The organism is Streptomyces sp. NPDC048389, assembly GCF_040706335.1.
Lineage (GTDB): Bacteria > Actinomycetota > Actinomycetes > Streptomycetales > Streptomycetaceae > Streptomyces.
This window is the reverse complement of the sequence record NZ_JBEZKP010000017.1, coordinates 48,778-65,162: the sequence shown is the minus strand read 5'-3', so window position 1 is coordinate 65,162 and position 16,385 is coordinate 48,778. Positions and strand designations below refer to the sequence as shown.

The 16,385-nt window shown below is 73.5% G+C and carries 15 protein-coding genes; 3 read left to right on the top strand and 12 right to left on the bottom strand.

What is annotated here, in order from left to right:
• Window positions 1-159: 159 nt before the first annotated feature.
• A complete protein-coding gene (locus AB0903_RS15080) occupies window positions 160-822 on the bottom strand; it encodes a dienelactone hydrolase family protein (protein ID WP_366702763.1) in 663 nt (220 codons plus the stop codon).
• A 353-nt stretch (window positions 823-1,175) separates the two neighbouring features.
• Here AB0903_RS15080 and AB0903_RS15075 point away from each other — a divergent pair, with 353 nt between their 5' ends.
• Both AB0903_RS15075 and AB0903_RS15070 read left to right on the top strand, forming a co-directional pair.
• Window positions 1,176-2,687 (top strand): FUSC family protein, encoded by a 1,512-nt coding sequence (locus AB0903_RS15075; protein ID WP_366702761.1) that lies wholly within the window; start codon window positions 1,176-1,178, stop codon window positions 2,685-2,687.
• A gap of 97 nt (window positions 2,688-2,784) precedes the next feature.
• A complete protein-coding gene (locus AB0903_RS15070; RefSeq protein ID WP_366702759.1) occupies window positions 2,785-3,852 on the top strand; it encodes a lactonase family protein in 1,068 nt (355 codons plus the stop codon).
• A gap of 219 nt (window positions 3,853-4,071) precedes the next feature.
• Here AB0903_RS15070 and AB0903_RS15065 read toward each other — a convergent pair whose 3' ends face one another.
• The 6 genes from AB0903_RS15065 to AB0903_RS15040 form a co-directional block, all read right to left on the bottom strand.
• Complete coding sequence (locus AB0903_RS15065; protein WP_366702757.1) at window positions 4,072-4,992, bottom strand: hypothetical protein; 921 nt, start codon at window positions 4,990-4,992, stop codon at window positions 4,072-4,074.
• 87 nt (window positions 4,993-5,079) lie between these two features.
• Window positions 5,080-6,144, bottom strand: a complete 1,065-nt coding sequence (locus tag AB0903_RS15060) for a BadF/BadG/BcrA/BcrD ATPase family protein (RefSeq protein WP_366702755.1) — start codon at window positions 6,142-6,144, stop codon at window positions 5,080-5,082.
• Complete coding sequence (locus tag AB0903_RS15055; protein WP_366702753.1) at window positions 6,141-6,818, bottom strand: uracil-DNA glycosylase; 678 nt, start codon at window positions 6,816-6,818, stop codon at window positions 6,141-6,143. The genes AB0903_RS15060 and AB0903_RS15055 overlap by 4 nt, the downstream gene beginning before the upstream one ends.
• A 184-nt stretch (window positions 6,819-7,002) precedes the next feature.
• Window positions 7,003-8,088, bottom strand: coding sequence for an exo-alpha-sialidase (locus AB0903_RS15050; RefSeq protein ID WP_366702751.1), 1,086 nt, complete (start codon window positions 8,086-8,088; stop codon window positions 7,003-7,005).
• Window positions 8,089-8,509: 421 nt separating this feature from the next.
• Entirely contained in the window at window positions 8,510-9,886 is a 1,377-nt protein-coding gene (locus AB0903_RS15045; protein WP_366702749.1) for an FAD-dependent oxidoreductase, read from the bottom strand.
• Between the two features lie 174 nt (window positions 9,887-10,060).
• Window positions 10,061-10,726 (bottom strand): DUF305 domain-containing protein, encoded by a 666-nt coding sequence (locus tag AB0903_RS15040; protein WP_366702747.1) that lies wholly within the window; start codon window positions 10,724-10,726, stop codon window positions 10,061-10,063.
• 179 nt (window positions 10,727-10,905) lie between these two features.
• Here AB0903_RS15040 and AB0903_RS15035 point away from each other — a divergent pair, with 179 nt between their 5' ends.
• Window positions 10,906-12,426, top strand: a complete 1,521-nt coding sequence (locus AB0903_RS15035; protein ID WP_366702745.1) for a hypothetical protein — start codon at window positions 10,906-10,908, stop codon at window positions 12,424-12,426.
• Here AB0903_RS15035 and AB0903_RS15030 read toward each other — a convergent pair.
• From AB0903_RS15030 to AB0903_RS15010, 5 genes are all read right to left on the bottom strand, one after another.
• A complete protein-coding gene (locus AB0903_RS15030; RefSeq protein ID WP_366702743.1) occupies window positions 12,405-13,055 on the bottom strand; it encodes a helix-turn-helix domain-containing protein in 651 nt (216 codons plus the stop codon). The genes AB0903_RS15035 and AB0903_RS15030 overlap by 22 nt on opposite strands.
• 154 nt (window positions 13,056-13,209) lie before the next feature.
• Window positions 13,210-13,920, bottom strand: coding sequence for an HAD-IA family hydrolase (locus AB0903_RS15025; RefSeq protein ID WP_366702741.1), 711 nt, complete (start codon window positions 13,918-13,920; stop codon window positions 13,210-13,212).
• Window positions 13,921-13,939: 19 nt separating this feature from the next.
• Window positions 13,940-14,572 carry a phosphatase PAP2 family protein gene (locus AB0903_RS15020; RefSeq protein ID WP_366702739.1) on the bottom strand — a complete coding sequence of 211 codons (633 nt, stop codon included), beginning with the start codon at window positions 14,570-14,572 and terminating at the stop codon, window positions 13,940-13,942.
• Between the two features lie 134 nt (window positions 14,573-14,706).
• Window positions 14,707-15,642 (bottom strand): M56 family metallopeptidase, encoded by a 936-nt coding sequence (locus AB0903_RS15015; protein WP_366702738.1) that lies wholly within the window; start codon window positions 15,640-15,642, stop codon window positions 14,707-14,709.
• A 116-nt stretch (window positions 15,643-15,758) separates the two neighbouring features.
• Window positions 15,759-16,322, bottom strand: a complete 564-nt coding sequence (locus tag AB0903_RS15010) for a DUF5134 domain-containing protein (protein ID WP_366702737.1) — start codon at window positions 16,320-16,322, stop codon at window positions 15,759-15,761.
• Window positions 16,323-16,385: the final 63 nt, after the last annotated feature.

Genomic DNA, 16,385 nt, shown 5'->3' with positions numbered 1-16,385 from the left:
GTGCGGTGCGGTCCGTGAGGCCGGCGGAGGGCGTGCGGTGCGGTTCGTGGTGCCGGCGGAGGGCGTGGGGTGCGGTCCGTGGGGCCGACGGCGTGCGTGCGGTCCGATTCATGGTGCCGCGCGTGTGCGGTTCGGTCCCCGGGGAGGTGCCCGCCCGGTTCACCTTCCTCCGTCCGCGCTCATGCGGAGGAACCAGTCGCGTGCCGCGTCCGCCGCCGCTTCCAAGGTCCCCGGCTCCTCGAAGAGGTGAGTGGCCCCCGGTATCACGAGCACCTGGTGGTCGGCGGTCAGCTCCGCGGCCGCCTGCTCGTTCATCCCCAGCACCTGCCGGTCCTCGCCGCCGACGATCAGCAGGACCGGGGCGCGTACGGCGGAGAGCGCGCTGCCCGCCAGGTCCGGTCGGCCGCCCCTCGACACCACCGCGCGGACCCGGTCCGCCCTCTTCGCGGCGGCCACCAGCGCGGCGGCGGCGCCGGTGCTGGCGCCGAACAGCCCCAGGGGGAGGTGCGCGGTGTCCGCCCGCTCGCCGAGCCGGTCCGTCGCCGCCGTCACCCGCCGGCCGAGCAGCGGGATGTCGAAGCGCAGTTCGGCGGTGACCCGGTCCACGCGCTCCTCGTCCTCGCCGAGGAGGTCGATGAGCAGCGTGGCCAGCCCGGCGCGCTGCAGCACCTCGGCCACCTGCCGGTTGCGCGGGCTGTGCCGCGAACTCCCGCTGCCGTGGGCGAAGCACACGAGGCCGCGCGCGGCCTCGGGCAGCGCCAGGTCTCCTGCCAGGGGGACGCCGTCGGCGTCGATCGAGACCGTCTGTGTCGTCGTTGCCATGGGACCGCACCTCCCGTGCTCGGTCCGTTGGGCGACCCTCCGTGGGCCGCCGACCCTCCGCAAGGCGGCGGGTACCCCATGGGCGGCGGGCGCACCACCCGCGGGCCACACGGCCGGGGCATGGGTGCCGCCGGCGGTCGACGGTCGCGACGGGTGGGCCAATGGCCGACGGCCCGGCTCGCAGTACGACCGCGCGATGGGCCAATGGCCCTGTTGATCGCTCGCGAGTTGAGCCAACGGGTGAAAGGATGGTCTCATGGGGAGGTCGATGGCGCTGCGGGATTCCGCGGCGCCTTTTTCATGCCGGATTGCACGCCGAACTTCGGGCCGATAGGAAATGGGGGCCGCAAGCAGTGCTGAAGAGGATGTTCGTCGCCGCGGACCCGGGACGCCTGCGCCTGCGCAGCGCCGTCCGGGCCGTGCTCGGCATCGGTCTGGCGGTCGCCGTGTGCGCTCTCGCCGGCCTCGCCCTGCCCGCGGTCGTCACCGGCGGGCTCGCGGCGCTTCTCGCCCTCTTCACCGTCACGGACAGGACCGTCCGGGGCCAAGGGGTCACCACCGTCCTGCTGCCCGCCGTCGGCTTCCCGGTGCTGGCCCTCGCCGCAGGGCTGCACGACCATCCCGTGGTGCGCGACCTGGCGTTCCTCGCCGTCGCGGGCGCGGGAGTGTACGCCCGGCGATGGGGCCCGCGCGGGCACGCGCTCGGCACGTTCGGGTTCATGACCTTCTTCGTGGCGCAGTTCCTGCACACGGCCCCCCGGCAGCTGCCAGAGGTGTACGCCGCCGTGATCCTGGCCGTCCTCGCCTCTTCCGTGGTCCGGTTCGGCGTGTGGTGCTACGAGCGGCGGCTGCCGCCGGCGCCGGCCCCCGCGCTGCCGGGCGGCACGGGGCTGGACCGCGTCACCACGCGGCAGGCCGTCCAGGTCGTGGCCGCCGGAGCGTTCGCCCTCGTCATCGGCCAGATCCTCTCCGGTGAACGCTGGTACTGGGCCGTCGGCGCCGCCTGGTGGGTCTTCGTCAACACCGCCTCGCGCGGCGAGACCCTGGTCCGGGGCTTCCGCCGGGTCCTCGGCACGCTGATCGGTATCGGTGCCGGGGGGCTGGTCGCCGTCCCGCTGCACGGTGCGGTCGTGCCCACGGCGGCACTCGTCGCCGTGTGCGTCTTCGGCATCTTCTACACCGCCGCCGTCTCGTACAGCTGGATGATGTTCGCTGTGACGGTCCTCGTCAGCCTGCTGTACGGCCTGCTCGGCTTCCTGGAGCCGGCCCTGCTGGTGCTCCGGCTGGCGGAGACGGCCGTCGGCGCCCTGGGCGCGGCACTCGCCGTGCTGATCGTGCTGCCCGTCACCACGCATGCCACCACCCATGCCTGGATCGAGCAGGCCGTGCGCTGCGTGCACCGCTGCACCGCCGAGGCCGCCGCGCGTCTGGCCGGGTCGCAGTACGCCGACCCGACGCCGTACGTCACCGAGCTCGAGGGCCTCCTCGGCAGGGTCCGGCTGTCGCTCGGGCCGCTGATGCATCCGCTGTCGCCGCTGCGGGCGCGCAAGGCCCGAGCCCGCCACGTCGTCGCCCTCCTCGACGACTGCGCGCGTGAGGTCCGGGGCCTCGCCGCCGTCGCGGCGGACCCCCTCGCCTCCCACGACGTGCGCCTCGCGGCGGCCTGCGGACGGGTGGAGGCGGCGGTCCACGCCTTGGTGGCGCCGCCGTCGGCGCCGGTCGCCGTGCGAGTCGTCCCGGTGCCCCAGCCCCACGACCCGGGTGCCGAGGCCGCCCTCCGGCATCTGCACGACCTGGAGCGGGCGCTCGCGGAGCTGGCGACTCCCGTGCGTACGCCCCCTCGTGCCCCCCTTGTGCCGGCCTGATCCCAGGATGGTCTGAACCAACTGCTAGCGTCTCGCCCGCGGGCGTGATCGCGATCCCGGAGGGACGCTCCGGAGATCCGGCGAGGGGACGGGCACAGTGGCGGTCGGGGCGGTCTGGGCGGACAGGAGTGCGGGGCGGGCCTTCGTCGGTTCGTTCACGTCGGCCGGCGGGCGGGGGATCGTGGCCGCGGTCGTCGACCCGGACACCGGAGCCCTGACCGAAACAGGTGTGAGCGACGCCGTCACCGACCCGTCCTACCTGGCCGCCGTGACGACCGGCGCCGGGACCGTCGTCCACGCCGTCTCGGAGACGGCGGACGGCGCGGTGGCGGCCTTCGACGCCACCGGCGCCGCACCGCGCCCCATCGGCCGGCGCGTGCCGGTGGGCGGCGGACACCCCACCCACCTCGCGGTCTCGCAGGGCCACCTGCTGACCGCCAACTACGGCTCCGGCACCGTAAGCGTCCTGCCCGTCGGCACCGACGGCACGCCCGGTCCGCTCTCGGCCGTCATACGGCACGAGGGCGCGGGTCCCGTCCTCGAACGGCAGGGCGGGCCGCATGTCCACCAAGTGCTGCCGGACCCGACCGGCCGATGGATCCTGAGCGTCGACCTCGGCACCGATTCGGTGCGGATCTGGGCGCTCGACACCGCGGCGGGCACGCTGGTTCCGCACCGCGAGACGGCTCTGCGCCCCGGCACGGGGCCGCGCCACCTGGCCTTCCACCCGGACGGGCGACACGTGTACGTCCTGGCCGAGCTGGAGCCCGTCCTCATCGTGTGCCGGTGGGACGTGACGAGGGGCCTTCTCGAGCCGGTCCACGAGACCGCCGTGGTCCCGGACGGCACGGCCGGTCCGGCGTATCCGTCGGCACCGGTCGTCGCGCGCGACGGCCGTCATCTGTGGGCGGCGGTGCGCGGCCACGACGGCATCGCCGTGCTCTCGCTCGACCCGACGGGTGAGCGGGCGGCCCTTCTCACCACTGTCCCGTGCGGCGGACGCTGGCCACGGGACCTGGCCCTCGATCCGTCGGGACGCCGGCTGTACGCGGCGAACGAGCGCTCGGGCGACGTGACATGGTTCTCGATCGACGCCACCACCGGCATCCCGCACGCGGCCGGCATGCTCGCCGTCCCGGCGGCGTCCTGCGTGGTCTTCGCCTGAACGCGCTCCGCCGGGCAGCGGCACGGGCGCATGAGGGGGCGCGGGGCGGGTCGGAGACGGCCGCCGGTGCGCGGCGGCCGTCTCCGACGCCGCGCAGCGCCATCCTCCGCTCCGCGCCGCTGGGCGGGCTTGTACGAGAGGGGCCCGTGCCGGGCGGCTCACCCTTGCGTTCCGGCCCGGCACGGGCCCCTCTCGTACACGCTCCTCGCGTCGGCCGTGTCAGCGCTGCTCGGCTCCCTGCCCCTGCGGTGCGATGCCCAGCGTCGTCGTGTACTGCGACAGCACCAGCTTGCCTATCGCCGGGTACGCGCCGAGTGCCTCCGCGGCGGCGCAGCCGGCCTCCTTCGCGGCGGCGTCGAGCAGACCCTCGGGAAGCTCCGGTCCCACCAGGTACGGGGCGAGCGCCAGCTGCCCGGATCCGGAGCCCCGCAGCTGCTCGGCGATCGCCGCGACCGAGCCCTCCTCGTCGAGCGCGGCGGCCATCACCGGCACGGCCAGGCGCGCGGCGAGCAGCATGCCGGTGATGCCGGCCGCCTGCACGGCCTCCTGGCCGCCCACGGTGGCCAGGATGATGCCGTCGGCGGCCGTGGCCACGGTGAACAGCCGGGCCCGGTCGGCGCGTGCCAGCCCCGCTTCGGAGAGGCGGACGTGCACGGCTTCCGCGAGCAGCGGGTGCGGGCCGAGGACGTCGGTCAGCTCTGCGGCGGCGCGGCTGTCCATGACGGCCTGCCGGATGCGGCGCATCAGCGCGTTGTCGGGGCCGGCCAGCAGCGGTACCACGACCGCCGCGGGGCCCTCGGGCTCGGTCACCTCGCGGCCGGCGGCCCTGGCGATCTCGTACCGATCGGTCCGCCGGGCGGCGGTGCGCGCCAGCACGGTCTCCAGCGTGGGGTACTCCGCATCGTCACCGTCGAGGTAGCCGATGCCCACGTCGAGGCCGGGCAGCTCGGACCGGGCGATGCTTATGACCTCTTCGGCCAGGCTGCGCGTGGTGGGCGCGGGGGAGCCGGGCACGGCGAGAACGAGGGCGGGTGCGCCCTCGGGAGCCGCCACGGGCTCCGGACGGCGGTGTCGCCCGGACTGGCGGGGTCGCGGCATTCGTACAGGCAGGCCGGGTGCAGGCCCAGTGGAGGAGCTCATGGCGCCGCATGCTACTGGTTTTGACCGCGCGGCCGTTCGGGGAGGGGGCGGTGGAGTGCCGTCTGTCCCGTTTGTCCGGCTGGATCTTTATCGGTTTGGATCTTGACAGTCGCCGGGCCGTGTCCCGCCGGGCACGTGCAGCAGGGTCGGGTGGGCCGGCAGGCGTAGCTCACCGGCCGCCAGCTCGCCGGCGAGGCGCAGCGCACCGGAAAGCGGGTCGCCCGCGGAGGCGACCTGGCGGGCGTGGGGCAACTGCCCGGCCAGTTCCCTCCGCAGTGGTCCGAGGAGCGGCTCACCGAGTTTCAGCAGTCCACCGGTCAGGGCGACCTCGCAGCCGTCCGGCACTTCGTCCGGCGGCGGGCACACGGCCGCGGCCGCCTCCGCGATGTGACCCGCCGCCCGGGCGAGGATGGCGGCGGCCACCGGGTCGTCGCTCGCGCACCGCGCGACGTCAGGGGCGAAGGCGGCGAGCACCGCCGGACGGTCGGACCGGGGGTAGAGGAATCCCGGCAGCTTCGATGCCGGGCCGAACACCGACTCCATACGGTCCAGCAGTACGGCCGACCCCCCTCGTCGGCCGTCGTGTGCCCGCAGCCCGGCCTCGAGTCCCGCCCTCCCGATCCAGGCGCCGCTTCCGCAGTCGCCCAGCAGATGGCCCCACCCGTCAGCGCGGCGCCAGACGGTCAGATCGGTGCCCAGGGCGATCGTTCCGGTGCCGACGGCGACGACCGCGCCCGCGCGACTGCCCAGCGCACCGGCGTACGCCGTGACCGCGTCGGCGGCCAGGACCAGCCGCCGCACCCCGAGCGCGCTCTCCAGCGCGGCAGGCAGTTCGGCACGGAGCGGGCCGCCCAGCGTCGCCATCCCCGCCGCGCCGATCACCACGGCGGACAGCCGTCCCGCTCCGGCCCGTTCCAGCAGATCCCGGGCCATGGGCACCAATTGCTCCAGCAGATGCCCGGCGTCGATCCCCGCGCTGCCGGTGCGCACCGGCTCGCGGGAGGAGGCGGCCGCGGCGTACGGCAGCGCCACCGAGCCGTTGCGCGGCCCGCCCGTGCCGGCGCGCGCCCCGTGGCCTGTGAGGTCCCCGGCGTCTGCCAGTGCCGCCCGCAGGCCGGAGCCGCCCGAGTCGACGCCGAGGACCCAGCTCACGGCAGCCGCCAGTCGACGGGCTGCGCGCCCTGCTGGAGCAGCAGCTCGTTCACGCGGCTGAAGGGCCGAGAGCCGAAGAAGCCGCGGTCCGCGGACATCGGTGAGGGGTGCGACGACTCGATGGCGGGAATGTCGCCGAGTAGCGGACGCAGATTGCGTGCGTCACGCCCCCACAGGACGGACACCAGCGGCTTGCCACGCGCCGCGAGCGCCCGGATCGCCTGCTCGGTCACCTCTTCCCAGCCCTTGCCGCGGTGCGCACCGGGCTTGCGGGGCGCGGTGGTGAGTGCCCTGTTGAGCAGCAGCACACCCTGGCCGGTCCACGGGGTGAGGTCCCCGTTGGAGGGCCGGGGGTGGCCGAGGTCGGTGTGCATCTCGCGGAAGATGTTGTCCAGACTCGGAGGCCAGGGCTGCACCTCGGGCGCCACCGAGAAGCTGAGGCCGACGGCATGGCCGGGCGTCGGGTAGGGGTCCTGGCCCACGATCAGGACACGCACCTCGTCGAACGGCTGCTGGAAGGCGCGCAGCACGTGCCGCCCCGCGGGCAAGTAGGTGCGCCCGGCGGCGATCTCCGCGCGCAGGAAGTCGCCCATGGCGGCGATGCGTTCGGCCACGGGGGCGAGCGCGTCGGCCCACCCCGCCTCGACGATTTCCTTCAACGGTCGTGCAGTCACGGGCGGTTGTCTCCAGGAGCCGGTCGTCCAGCAGGTGCCGGCCCTTGCCGGTCACCTGTACAGCGGCAGCATCCTATGGGCCGGGTCCGTCACCGCGAACACGAGCCGGGACCGGGCGGCCCCGTGCGACGCCCGTACGGTTGCTCCGCCGGCCGTCGGTTCGCCGGCCGTCGGTCCTCGGATGTCACCTGAGGACGGCAGCCCGCACGCACAGCACGTCGGGCAGATGCGAGGCGAGCAACTCCCAGCTGTCCCCGTCGTCCGCGCTCGCGTACACCTCGCCGTTGCGGTTGCCGAAGTAGATGCCGGCCGGGTCCGCGTCGTCCGTGCACAGGGCGTCTCTGAGCACTGTGCCGAAGTGCTCGCCCTCGGGGAGCCCGGCGGACAGCTCCTGCCAGCTCTCGCCCGCGTCCTCGGTGCGGTACACCCGGCAGCGGCGTCCGGCGGGGACGCGGTCGGAGTCGGCGGTGATCGGGAAGACGTAGGCGGTGTTCGCACGGTGCGGATGGGCGGCCACGGCGAAGCCGAAGTCGGACGGCAGCCCGGTCCCGATGTCGGTCCACTCGGCCCCGGCGTCGTCGCTGCGGAACACGCCCCAGTGGTTCTGCAGATAAAGGCGGTCCGGATCGGCGGCGTCCTGCGCGATCTTGTGGACGCACTGGCCGAACTCCGGGTTCGGGTCGGGCAGAAAGACGGCGGACACTCCCTGGTTGGACGGTGCCCAGCTCGCGCCGCCGTCACGGGAGCGGAACACACCGGCGGTGGAGACGGCGACCGTCACGGACCGTGGGTCCCGGGGGTCGGTGACCACCGTGTGCACGGCCTCACCACCGCCGCCGGGCACCCACTGCGAGCGCGTCGGGTGCTCCCACAGCGGTCTGACCAGCTCGAAGCTCTCGCCGCCGTTCTCCGAGCGGAAGAGAGCCGCCGGTTCCGTGCCCGCGTACACGACGTCGGGCTCCGCCTCGGGGGCCGGGTGCAGCTGCCACACCCGCTCCAGGGACGCGCCCGTGTCCTTGGGGAACCTGACCGCCGGTTTCTCCGGCTCCACCCAGGTCCGTCCCAGGTCGTCGGAGTGGAACACGGACGGGCCCCAGTGAGCGCTGTCGCCGCCGACGAGCAGTCGTGGGACGGCGCGGCGCCGGTCGATGCCGATCGAGTAGACGGCCTGCGCGTTGAAGTGCGGGCCGGTGAACTCCCATGTGTCGCCGCTCCTGCGGCCGATGAAGAGGCCCTTGCGCGTGCCCACGGTGAGAAGAACATCGGTCATGTCCTGGTACCTCCCAGACGCCATTGTCCCGGTCGTGAGCCAGTCTGCACCTGGCCACTGACAGTGCCCGGCAGGACGCTCTGCGCGCGGTCGGCCCGCTGAATGAAGTGGAGACCTCCCGCCGGGCCGGAAGTCATCGGTGCCGTCGGCATACCGACGGCCGGCACCCGCGCCGGCCGGGACGTGCCCCCTGCGACGAGCGGCGGCGGCCGGCCGGGGGCTCCCTCGCGTTCAGCCCCGACAGGCCGACCGCCGGGACGCCGCCCTCCCTCGCGTTCAGCCTCGGCAGGCCGGCCGCTGCCGGGGCGCCGCCCTCGACGGTCCGCTGGGGCACGAGCACTCAGCGCCCCTCCCGGCAAGCGGTCGGCGCCTGGGGTGAGCGGTCGGTCCCCGGCGTACGGTCGGCGCCTGGAGTGAGCGGTCAGCCCCCGGCGAACGGTCGGCTCCGGCCCGGGTCCGCGCCGCCCGCCGCGCCCAGCAGCCCCGCCCAGTCCGGGATCTTCACACGCGACCGGCCCAGCGTGTGCCCCAGCGCCGACTCGGCCTCCTCGATGGCGAGCCAGCCCGGCCACCGCACCGGCCGGTGGCCCGCGGCGCGCAGTTCGGCCTCCGGGTCCGCGGCCACCTGCCGCCGTTCGAGCACGGCCGCGTCCGCCAGCAGCGAGTTCACCGTCTCCTTGGCGCACGGCCGGTTGGTGCCGATCACCCCGTTCGGGCCCCGCTTGATCCACCCGGCCACGTACTCACCGGGAGAGAAGGACCCCTCCCGCAGCACCCGGCCGGCGGTGTTCGGCACCACCCCGCGCTCGGTGTCGAAGGGCAGCCCCTCCATCGGTACGCCCCGGTAGCCCACCGCCCGCAGCACCAGCTGCGCCTCGATCTCCTCGTACGCACCGGTGCCGCGCACGCCGCCGGTGCCGTCGGGAGCGGTCCGCTCGAAGCGGACGCCGCCGACCCGGCCGTCCTGCTCCAGCAGCTCCACCGGCCGTAGGAAGAACCGCACATGGAGCCGGCGCGGCCGGCCCTGCGGCGGCCGGGCGGCCCATTCGCGTACGACGGTGAGGTTGCGCCGTACGAGGGCGGGCACGGCAGCCGGATCGGCGTACGCGCTCTCCAGCGCGAGGTCCGCCGGGTCCACCAGCACGTCCGCAGAGGGCAGGGCGCCGAGTTCGCGCAGCTCCTTGGTGGTGAACTTGGCACCGGACGGGCCCCGCCTGCCCACCATGTGCACATCGCGTACCCGGCTGGCCGCGAGTGCTTCCAAAGCGCCCTCCGGCACATCCGTGCCGCGCAGTTCGTCCGCGCCGCGCGCGAGGATGCGCGCGACGTCCACCGCCACGTTTCCCACGCCGATGACGACGGCCGTCCGCGCCTCGAGTGCGAAGGCGTCGGGCGCTGCGTCGGGGTGGGCGCTGTACCAGGAGACGAAGTCGGTGGCCGAGTGGCTGCCGGGCAGGTCCTCGCCCGGGACGCCGAGCCTGCGGTCCCTGGCGGCGCCCACGCAGTACACCACCGCGTGGTAGAGATCCAGCAGCCGTCGCGGACCGAGGCCCCGCGCGCCCGCCTCGACGTTCCCGAGGAACTCGATCCGGTCGTCCTCGAGCACCGTGCGCAGATTGTTCTGCAGCGACTTGATCTTCTCGTGGTCGGGGGCCACTCCGTAGCGCACGAGCCCGTAGGGGCAGGGCAGACGGTCCAGGATGTGTACCCGGACGTCGGGCACGGCGGACTGTTCCACCAGGGCCTGAGCGGTGTAGACCCCGCTGGGTCCGGATCCGACGACGGCGATGCGAAGCACGGGCGCGCTCCTTCCCGCAGAGGGACTTCCAGCATCGCACCGCGGCGCCCCGCTGGGGAGCCTCGTGCCCGGGCGGCCTGTCGCGGCGTGCCCCGTACGCACGGCGCGGCCTGTCCCGGCCTGTCCCGGGTGTCGCGCGTCCCCGCCCGCTGTCCGGAGCGTGCCCGCCGGCCCTCACATGTCGCGCATCCGGCCGATCTCGGCGGTCTGCTGGGCGATCACGTCGTTGGCCATCTCCTCGACCTGGACGTTGTTCCCGTCGGAGAGCACGTCGGCGGCCATGGTGACCGCTCCCTGGTGGTGCGTGATCATGAGCTTGAGGAAGAGTTCGTCGAAGGCCCTTCCATCGGCCTCGCGCAGTTGCCGCAGCTGTGCGTCGGTGGCCATCCCCGGCATCGTGCCGTGGCCGTGGCCGTGCCGGTCCGTCGCCTTGTCGCCGCCGTGGTTCTTCAGCCAGCCGCGCATCGCGTCGATCTCGGGCCCCTGCGCCGCGGCTATGCGCTCCGCGAGCCGTTTCACCCGGCCCGAGTCGGCGCGGTCGGGGACGAGGGCGGTCATCACCAGCGCCTGCTCATGGTGCTCGATCATCATTCGCGCATAGCCGAAGTCCGCCGAGTTCGGACTGTCGTCGGGTACGGCCTTCGCCGCCTCCTCCGCGGACAGCGTCCTGGCGGGCTCGCCCGGCTTCCCCGGTGCGACCACGGAAGGACCGGCCGCGCCGCCCGCCTTGTCCGGGCCGTCGGATCCCGACTCGCAGGCACCGAGAGCCAGTACGGCCACGGCGGCGACCGCGACCGCGGCCCAGCCGCGTATACGCACGATCCGGGGGCGGTTCGGCACGGGGACCTCCTGGGCAACGTGGAACTCTCCTACGGCTGCTCTCACTTACTGCGCATGCGCCGCCGACGGGAAACCTTGATTTGGGCCGGGTTGCCATCTGTTGAGATGTGCATGCTAAGGACCATACTGCCGGGGTCCGTGAACCGTTCACCCATGAACGGCTATCAGGGGAGGACGCAGTGATCCTGTTGCACACCACCCGAGTGCGGCGCAGACGACTGGGTGTCGCAGCCGCCGCCGCCGGACTGCTCGCCACGATGCTGGCGGCGGGACCGGCGGTCGCCGTCCCCGATCCCGGTGACGCCCCAGCGCGGGAGAAGGTCTCCGCGGACCAGGCGGCCGAGACGAGATCGGCGATCCGAAGCGGCGAGATACCCGCTGTGGACGAGGTCGTCCACAGCGACAACATCGAGCACGTGACGAACATCCCGAAGGACGCGCTGTCCGGGGCCAACTCGGACCTGGCGTTCCAGGGCCGGTACGCCTTCGCGGGCAACTACGACGGCTTCCGCATCTTCGACATCGGCAACCCGGAACGGCCCAGAACCGTTGCGCAGGTCCTGTGCCCGGGGGCGCAGAACGACGTCAGCGTCTCCGGCGACCTGCTCTTCCTTTCCACCGACTCCTCACGGAGCGACAACTCCTGCAACAGCACCACCCGGCCGGCGACGGAGAAGTCGTCCTGGGAGGGCATGAAGATCTTCGACATCAGCGACAAGCGCAACCCGAAGTACGTCGCCGCGGTCGAGACGGCCTGCGGCTCGCACACGCACACGCTGGTCCCGGAGCGGCGGAACGTCTACGTGTACGTCTCCTCGTACTCGCCGAACGCCGCGTTCCCCGACTGCCGGCCGCCGCACGACGGGATCTCCGTCATCAAGGTGCCGCGCAGGGCTCCCGAGAAGTCGGCGGTCGTGAACTTCCCGGTGCTCTTCCCCGGCGAGGGCCCGGACGGCGGCGGCAACCCGGGCTCGCCCACCAACCCGGGTGTCTCCAAGACCACCGGCTGCCACGACATCACCGTGCTGCCCTCCAAGAACCTGGCGGCGGGTGCCTGCATGGGTGACGGGATCCTCTTCGACATCAAGCACCCGGAGCGGCCGAAGGTCATCGACCGGGTCCAGGACAACGTCAACTTCGCGTTCTGGCACTCGGCCACCTTCAACCAGAAGGCGAACAAGGTCGTCTTCACCGACGAACTGGGCGGCGGCGGCGCGGCCACCTGCAACGCCGAGGTCGGTCCGGACCGGGGCGCCGACGGCATCTACGACATCGCCGGCAAGGGCGAGCACCGCAAGCTGGTCTTCCGCAGCTACTACAAGATTCCGCGCCACCAGGCGGGCACCGAGAACTGCGTCGCCCACAACGGCTCGCTGATCCCGGTCAAGGGCCGCGACATCATGGTCCAGGCGTGGTACCAGGGCGGCGTCTCGGTCTGGGACTTCACCGACTCCGCCGAGCCGAAGGAGATCGCCTACTTCGAGCGCGGCCCGCTGAGCGACACCACCCTGGCGACGGGTGGCTCCTGGTCCGCGTACTACTACAACGGCTACATCTACTCGAACGACATCGCCAAGGGCTTCGACGTCCTGAAGATCAGCGACCGGCGCACCGACGCCGGAGAGCGGGTGCGGATGCGCGAACTCAACGTGCAGACGCAGCCGGACTACTTCCCCCGTCACGGCCGCTTCGACGACTGATCCGGAACGTGCCCAGGTGCTCCGCCGGGCGGGAGACCGCCCGGCGGGACGCCGAGCTCCCAGTCCAGCCCGTACCGCTGGAACAGTTCCGCACGCAGCCGTCCGCTCGCCATCGGCACACCGGGCAGCAGTACGGCGAAGACGGCTCCCATCAGCAGCGCCCGCAACAGGGGGTACTCGGTGTCGACGTCCCGTACCCCGTAGAGCTCCAGCGTCCCGCGCAGCAGAGCGGCCAGCCGCTGCTGTTCCGGGCACTGCACGAAACCGTCGGCCTGCAGGATCCCCGCCATGTGCGTGCGCATCAGCCTCGGGTGGTCGGCCGCCAGGCCGAGGATCGCGTCGATGGCCCGGGCCAGCAGCTCACGGCCGTCTTCGGTGCGCGGCTCGCGCATCAGTGCCGCTTCGAGCGTCCGGTGCATCAGCCGGTGCACCGCCGACTGCAGCAGCTGCCGCTTGCCGGGGAAGTAGTACGAGACCAGGCCGCGGGCCGAGCCCGCCCGGTCGGCGATGTCACCGAGTGTCGTCGCCTCGTAGCCGCGCTCGTCGACCAGCTCCACCGTCGCCTGCAGAAGCCGCTCACGAGAACGTCGACGAAGCTCTTCATTGACCGATGCGCTTCGCGGGGACATGCTTGACTCCTGCGTTGACTGGCTCACAGCCAATATACTCAGCGCGTCCCGCCGTCCGGCCCTCCGGGGCCGCGGGTCGGCGGGGTGGTGCTGCTCGAACCGGGCGACGCGGGGGATCGTCCGGTTCGGGTGGCTCTGTCCTGGTTCAATTCTCCTACGGCGCGGGCTCCGGGTCGATGAGCCCCAGCACCGGGAGCAGCCCTCGGGGCCGCTCGTGCACCGGGAGGTGGTCCACGAAGTGGACGGCGCAGCCCAGCTCCGCGGCCCCGCCGTCGGCACGGCGGTCGTCGCCCACCATCAGCACCTCCCGCGGGTCGCTCCCCAGCCCTTCGCACGCCGACCGGAACAGCCGCGCGTCCGGCTTCTGCACGCCGTGCTCGAAGGACAGCGTGTACGTGTCGACCAACGCGTCGAAGCCGTGGTCGCGAAAGACCGGCCGCAGGTCCCAGCCGATGTTGCTGACCACACCGACGCCGACACCCCGCTCGCGCAGGCCGCGCAGCACCTTTGCCGCGTCGGGGTAGGGGCTCCAGGCGGCCGGCGTCATGTGGCGGTCGTAGAGCGCGTCGTAGAGGCCCTGGTCGGGCAGCGGCACCTGGCGGGCAAGACCCGTGTACGTGGCCCGGTGCCGCTCCATGTCCATGTCGCGCAGCGACCAGAGCTCCGCCAGGTGGTCCGGTATCCGCTGCGGCGGGGGGCCGCCCGGCAGCGCTCCTGCCGCCGCCAGCCGCTCCGCCCACCGCGCCGCTTCGTCCCCGGTCACGGACAGCCCGCGATCGCCCAGCACCGCACGCAGCCAGTCACGGGTGGATTCGACGCGGAAGAGCGTTCCGGAGAAGTCGAACAGGACCGTCCTGATCATCATGGCCCCGATCTTCGACCGTTCAGTCGCCGCGGAGCAAGGCCGCCCGTCGGTAGGAGGCCACCGTGAGGGCGACCACGCACCCCCCGATGAGCCAGCCGCCGGCCACGTCGGAGGGCCAGTGCACGCCCAGATAGAGCCGGGTGAACCCGACCCCGGCGACACAGAAGGCCGCGAGGGCCACGCCTCCGGCCCAGACGCGGCCGGTCGCGCCCCGCCGGCGGAGGAGCCAGAGCAGCAGCCCACAGGTGACCGCGGCCGTCATCGCGTGACCGGAGGGGAACGCCGCGTAGTCCGCCGAGTCGACCGGGTCCGGCCACCTGGGCCGCTCGCGCCCCACCAGCGCCTTCACGGCCTGCTGGAGCCCCGTGCCGGCAGCGGTGGCCACCGCCACCCATACGGCGAGAAGACGCTCTCCGCGCAGCCAGAGCCACCCGACGGCCGCCGCGGACAGCAGCCGCATGGTCCACGGATCCCACACCCAGTCGGTCAGCACCCGGTTGGCATGCGTGAACGTCGGCTCCTGCACCGCGGAGGCGTGCAGTCCTTCCACGACCGCCCGGTCGAAGGCCGTCAGCGGGGGCCATGCGAGGGCGACGGGCATCAGTAGGAGCGCGGTGAGGGCGGCCAGCACGGCGCAGGTCCGGGCCGGCACCGCGGCCGTCCGGCGCGAGGCAGCGGCCGGTCGCGCGGCGCGAAGGAGGGCGCTTTTCCTGGGACGGGAGTCGGCAGGCTTTGCGGGTCGGGGGGAAGGCATGGACAGATCCTGTCGTCCCCGTGGCCGCCCGGCTATCCCAGCGCGCGCAGCCCCGGAACGAACGCCACCAGCAGCGGAACCACCGGCACCAGGGCCGCCGCCGCCGTGAGGCGCAGCCTGCGCCCGGGCGTCAGCCGGGGGACCGGCGACAGCAGCCGGTTGACACGCTGCGGCAGCTCCGCCCCGGGCGTGGGGCACGGCCCGAACACCCCGCGCTCCTCGTTCAGTTCGACCAGCGCCAGCGCGATCGTCAGCCGGCCGAAGCGACGCGAGGCGACGTCGTCCGCCGCCAGCTCGACCAGCCGGTGCATCTCGTCGCGGAACGCCGCGAACACCGGGATCTGCGGAAAGCCGCCCGCCAGCGCCGCGGAGCAGTGCAGCAGCCAGTCGTGCCTGGCCCGCGCGTGCCCCTGCTCGTGAGCCAGCACCGCGTCGAGCTGACGGCCTTTCAGGCGGCGCAACGCGGCCGTGGTGATGACCAGCTGCGGAGCCGCGCCCGGGAGCCACCAGGCGTCGGGGCGCTCACCCTCGAGGACGACCAGTGGTTCGCTGCCGGGGACCTCGTCCGGCATCAGGGGGGAGCGCACGAGCAGCTCGGCCCGCTGACGCCTGCGCCGGCCGTGCGCCCGGTGGATCTCCTGCGCCAGCTTGGCCCCGGTCCACAGCCCGCCGCACGCCAGGATCACCGCGAGCACCGCCGACCACGGTCCGTCCGGACCCGGCGCGTACGCCTCCGCGACTCCGTGCGGCGCGGAGGCGAAGACGTGCGACCGTACGAACTGCCAGGCCGCCGCGGCACTGAAGGTCATGGAGAGCGCGAACGACAGCAGCACCGCGGCGACCACGCACTGCCACACCCAGAGGGCGACGACGGGCTCGCGCTCCGGCCAGTCGGCACGCGACACGAGACGAGGGGCGACGACGGCGGCCAGTGCGCCGAGCACCAGCAGCGCGAGCGAGACCATCATGGGCAGTAGCCTATGAGCGCGAGGCTACCTGCGGGTATGGCCGCGCACTCCAAGTGACGTATGCCACGGTGCCTTACGCGGCCCGCGCCCCGCCGGCTCCGGCCGGTCCCGCAGGTTCAGAGCATGAGCAGCATCGCCAGCATGGCGATCCCCATCGAGACCCTGCAGGCCGGCAGCAGCTCGGGTCCCGCCGCCTGCGCAGCGGGGGCCGCCCCCGCGGCGACCGTCCCGCCGCCGGCGGACGCGAGCGGTATCAACCGGGTGCCGGAGCGGAGCACGTACACGGTGAAGTAGAGGAGCAGCGCGCCGGTGAGCAGCGGCACGCCCCCGCCGGCGTGTGGTCCGTGTCCGCCCCCGCCCGTGGCCATCGCCACCGCCATGTACACCATCGCGAGACACCCGACGGCGTGGTGCGCATGGCGGCCGCAGTGCCGGACCGGCCATGCGGCACGCAGGGCGGCCGCGCCGAAGACCGCCGCGTACACGGCCCAGTGCCATGGCGGCGGGGTGAACACGGCGGTGGGCACGGCCATCGCGGCCATGCCGAATGCCATCAGCGCCTCTGTGCCGGCCGCGTTTCGGGCCGGTTGCGACCAGCGGTCCATCCGCACCAGGCTGTACGCCCCGGTCGCGGCGCACAGCACCATGAGCAGCCAGCCGGACGTCGCGGGTCCGTGCACGGCGTACCTCCCCCTCGGGCCGGTGTGCGGCGTCGGTCGAGGAGTCGATGCCCGCCGAGCGGC

Excerpts from the sequence above, each read along its gene's own strand:
- AB0903_RS15080 (WP_366702763.1), bottom strand. The coding sequence starts at position 822 with ATGGCAACGACGACACAGACGGTCTCGATCGACGCCGACGGCGTCCCC.
- AB0903_RS15065 (WP_366702757.1), bottom strand. The coding sequence starts at position 4,992 with ATGAGCTCCTCCACTGGGCCTGCACCCGGCCTGCCTGTACGAATGCCG.
- AB0903_RS15050 (WP_366702751.1), bottom strand. The coding sequence starts at position 8,088 with ATGACCGATGTTCTTCTCACCGTGGGCACGCGCAAGGGCCTCTTCATC.
- AB0903_RS15030 (WP_366702743.1), bottom strand. The coding sequence starts at position 13,055 with ATGTCCCCGCGAAGCGCATCGGTCAATGAAGAGCTTCGTCGACGTTCT.
- AB0903_RS15025 (WP_366702741.1), bottom strand. The coding sequence starts at position 13,920 with ATGATGATCAGGACGGTCCTGTTCGACTTCTCCGGAACGCTCTTCCGC.
- AB0903_RS15015 (WP_366702738.1), bottom strand. The coding sequence starts at position 15,642 with ATGATGGTCTCGCTCGCGCTGCTGGTGCTCGGCGCACTGGCCGCCGTC.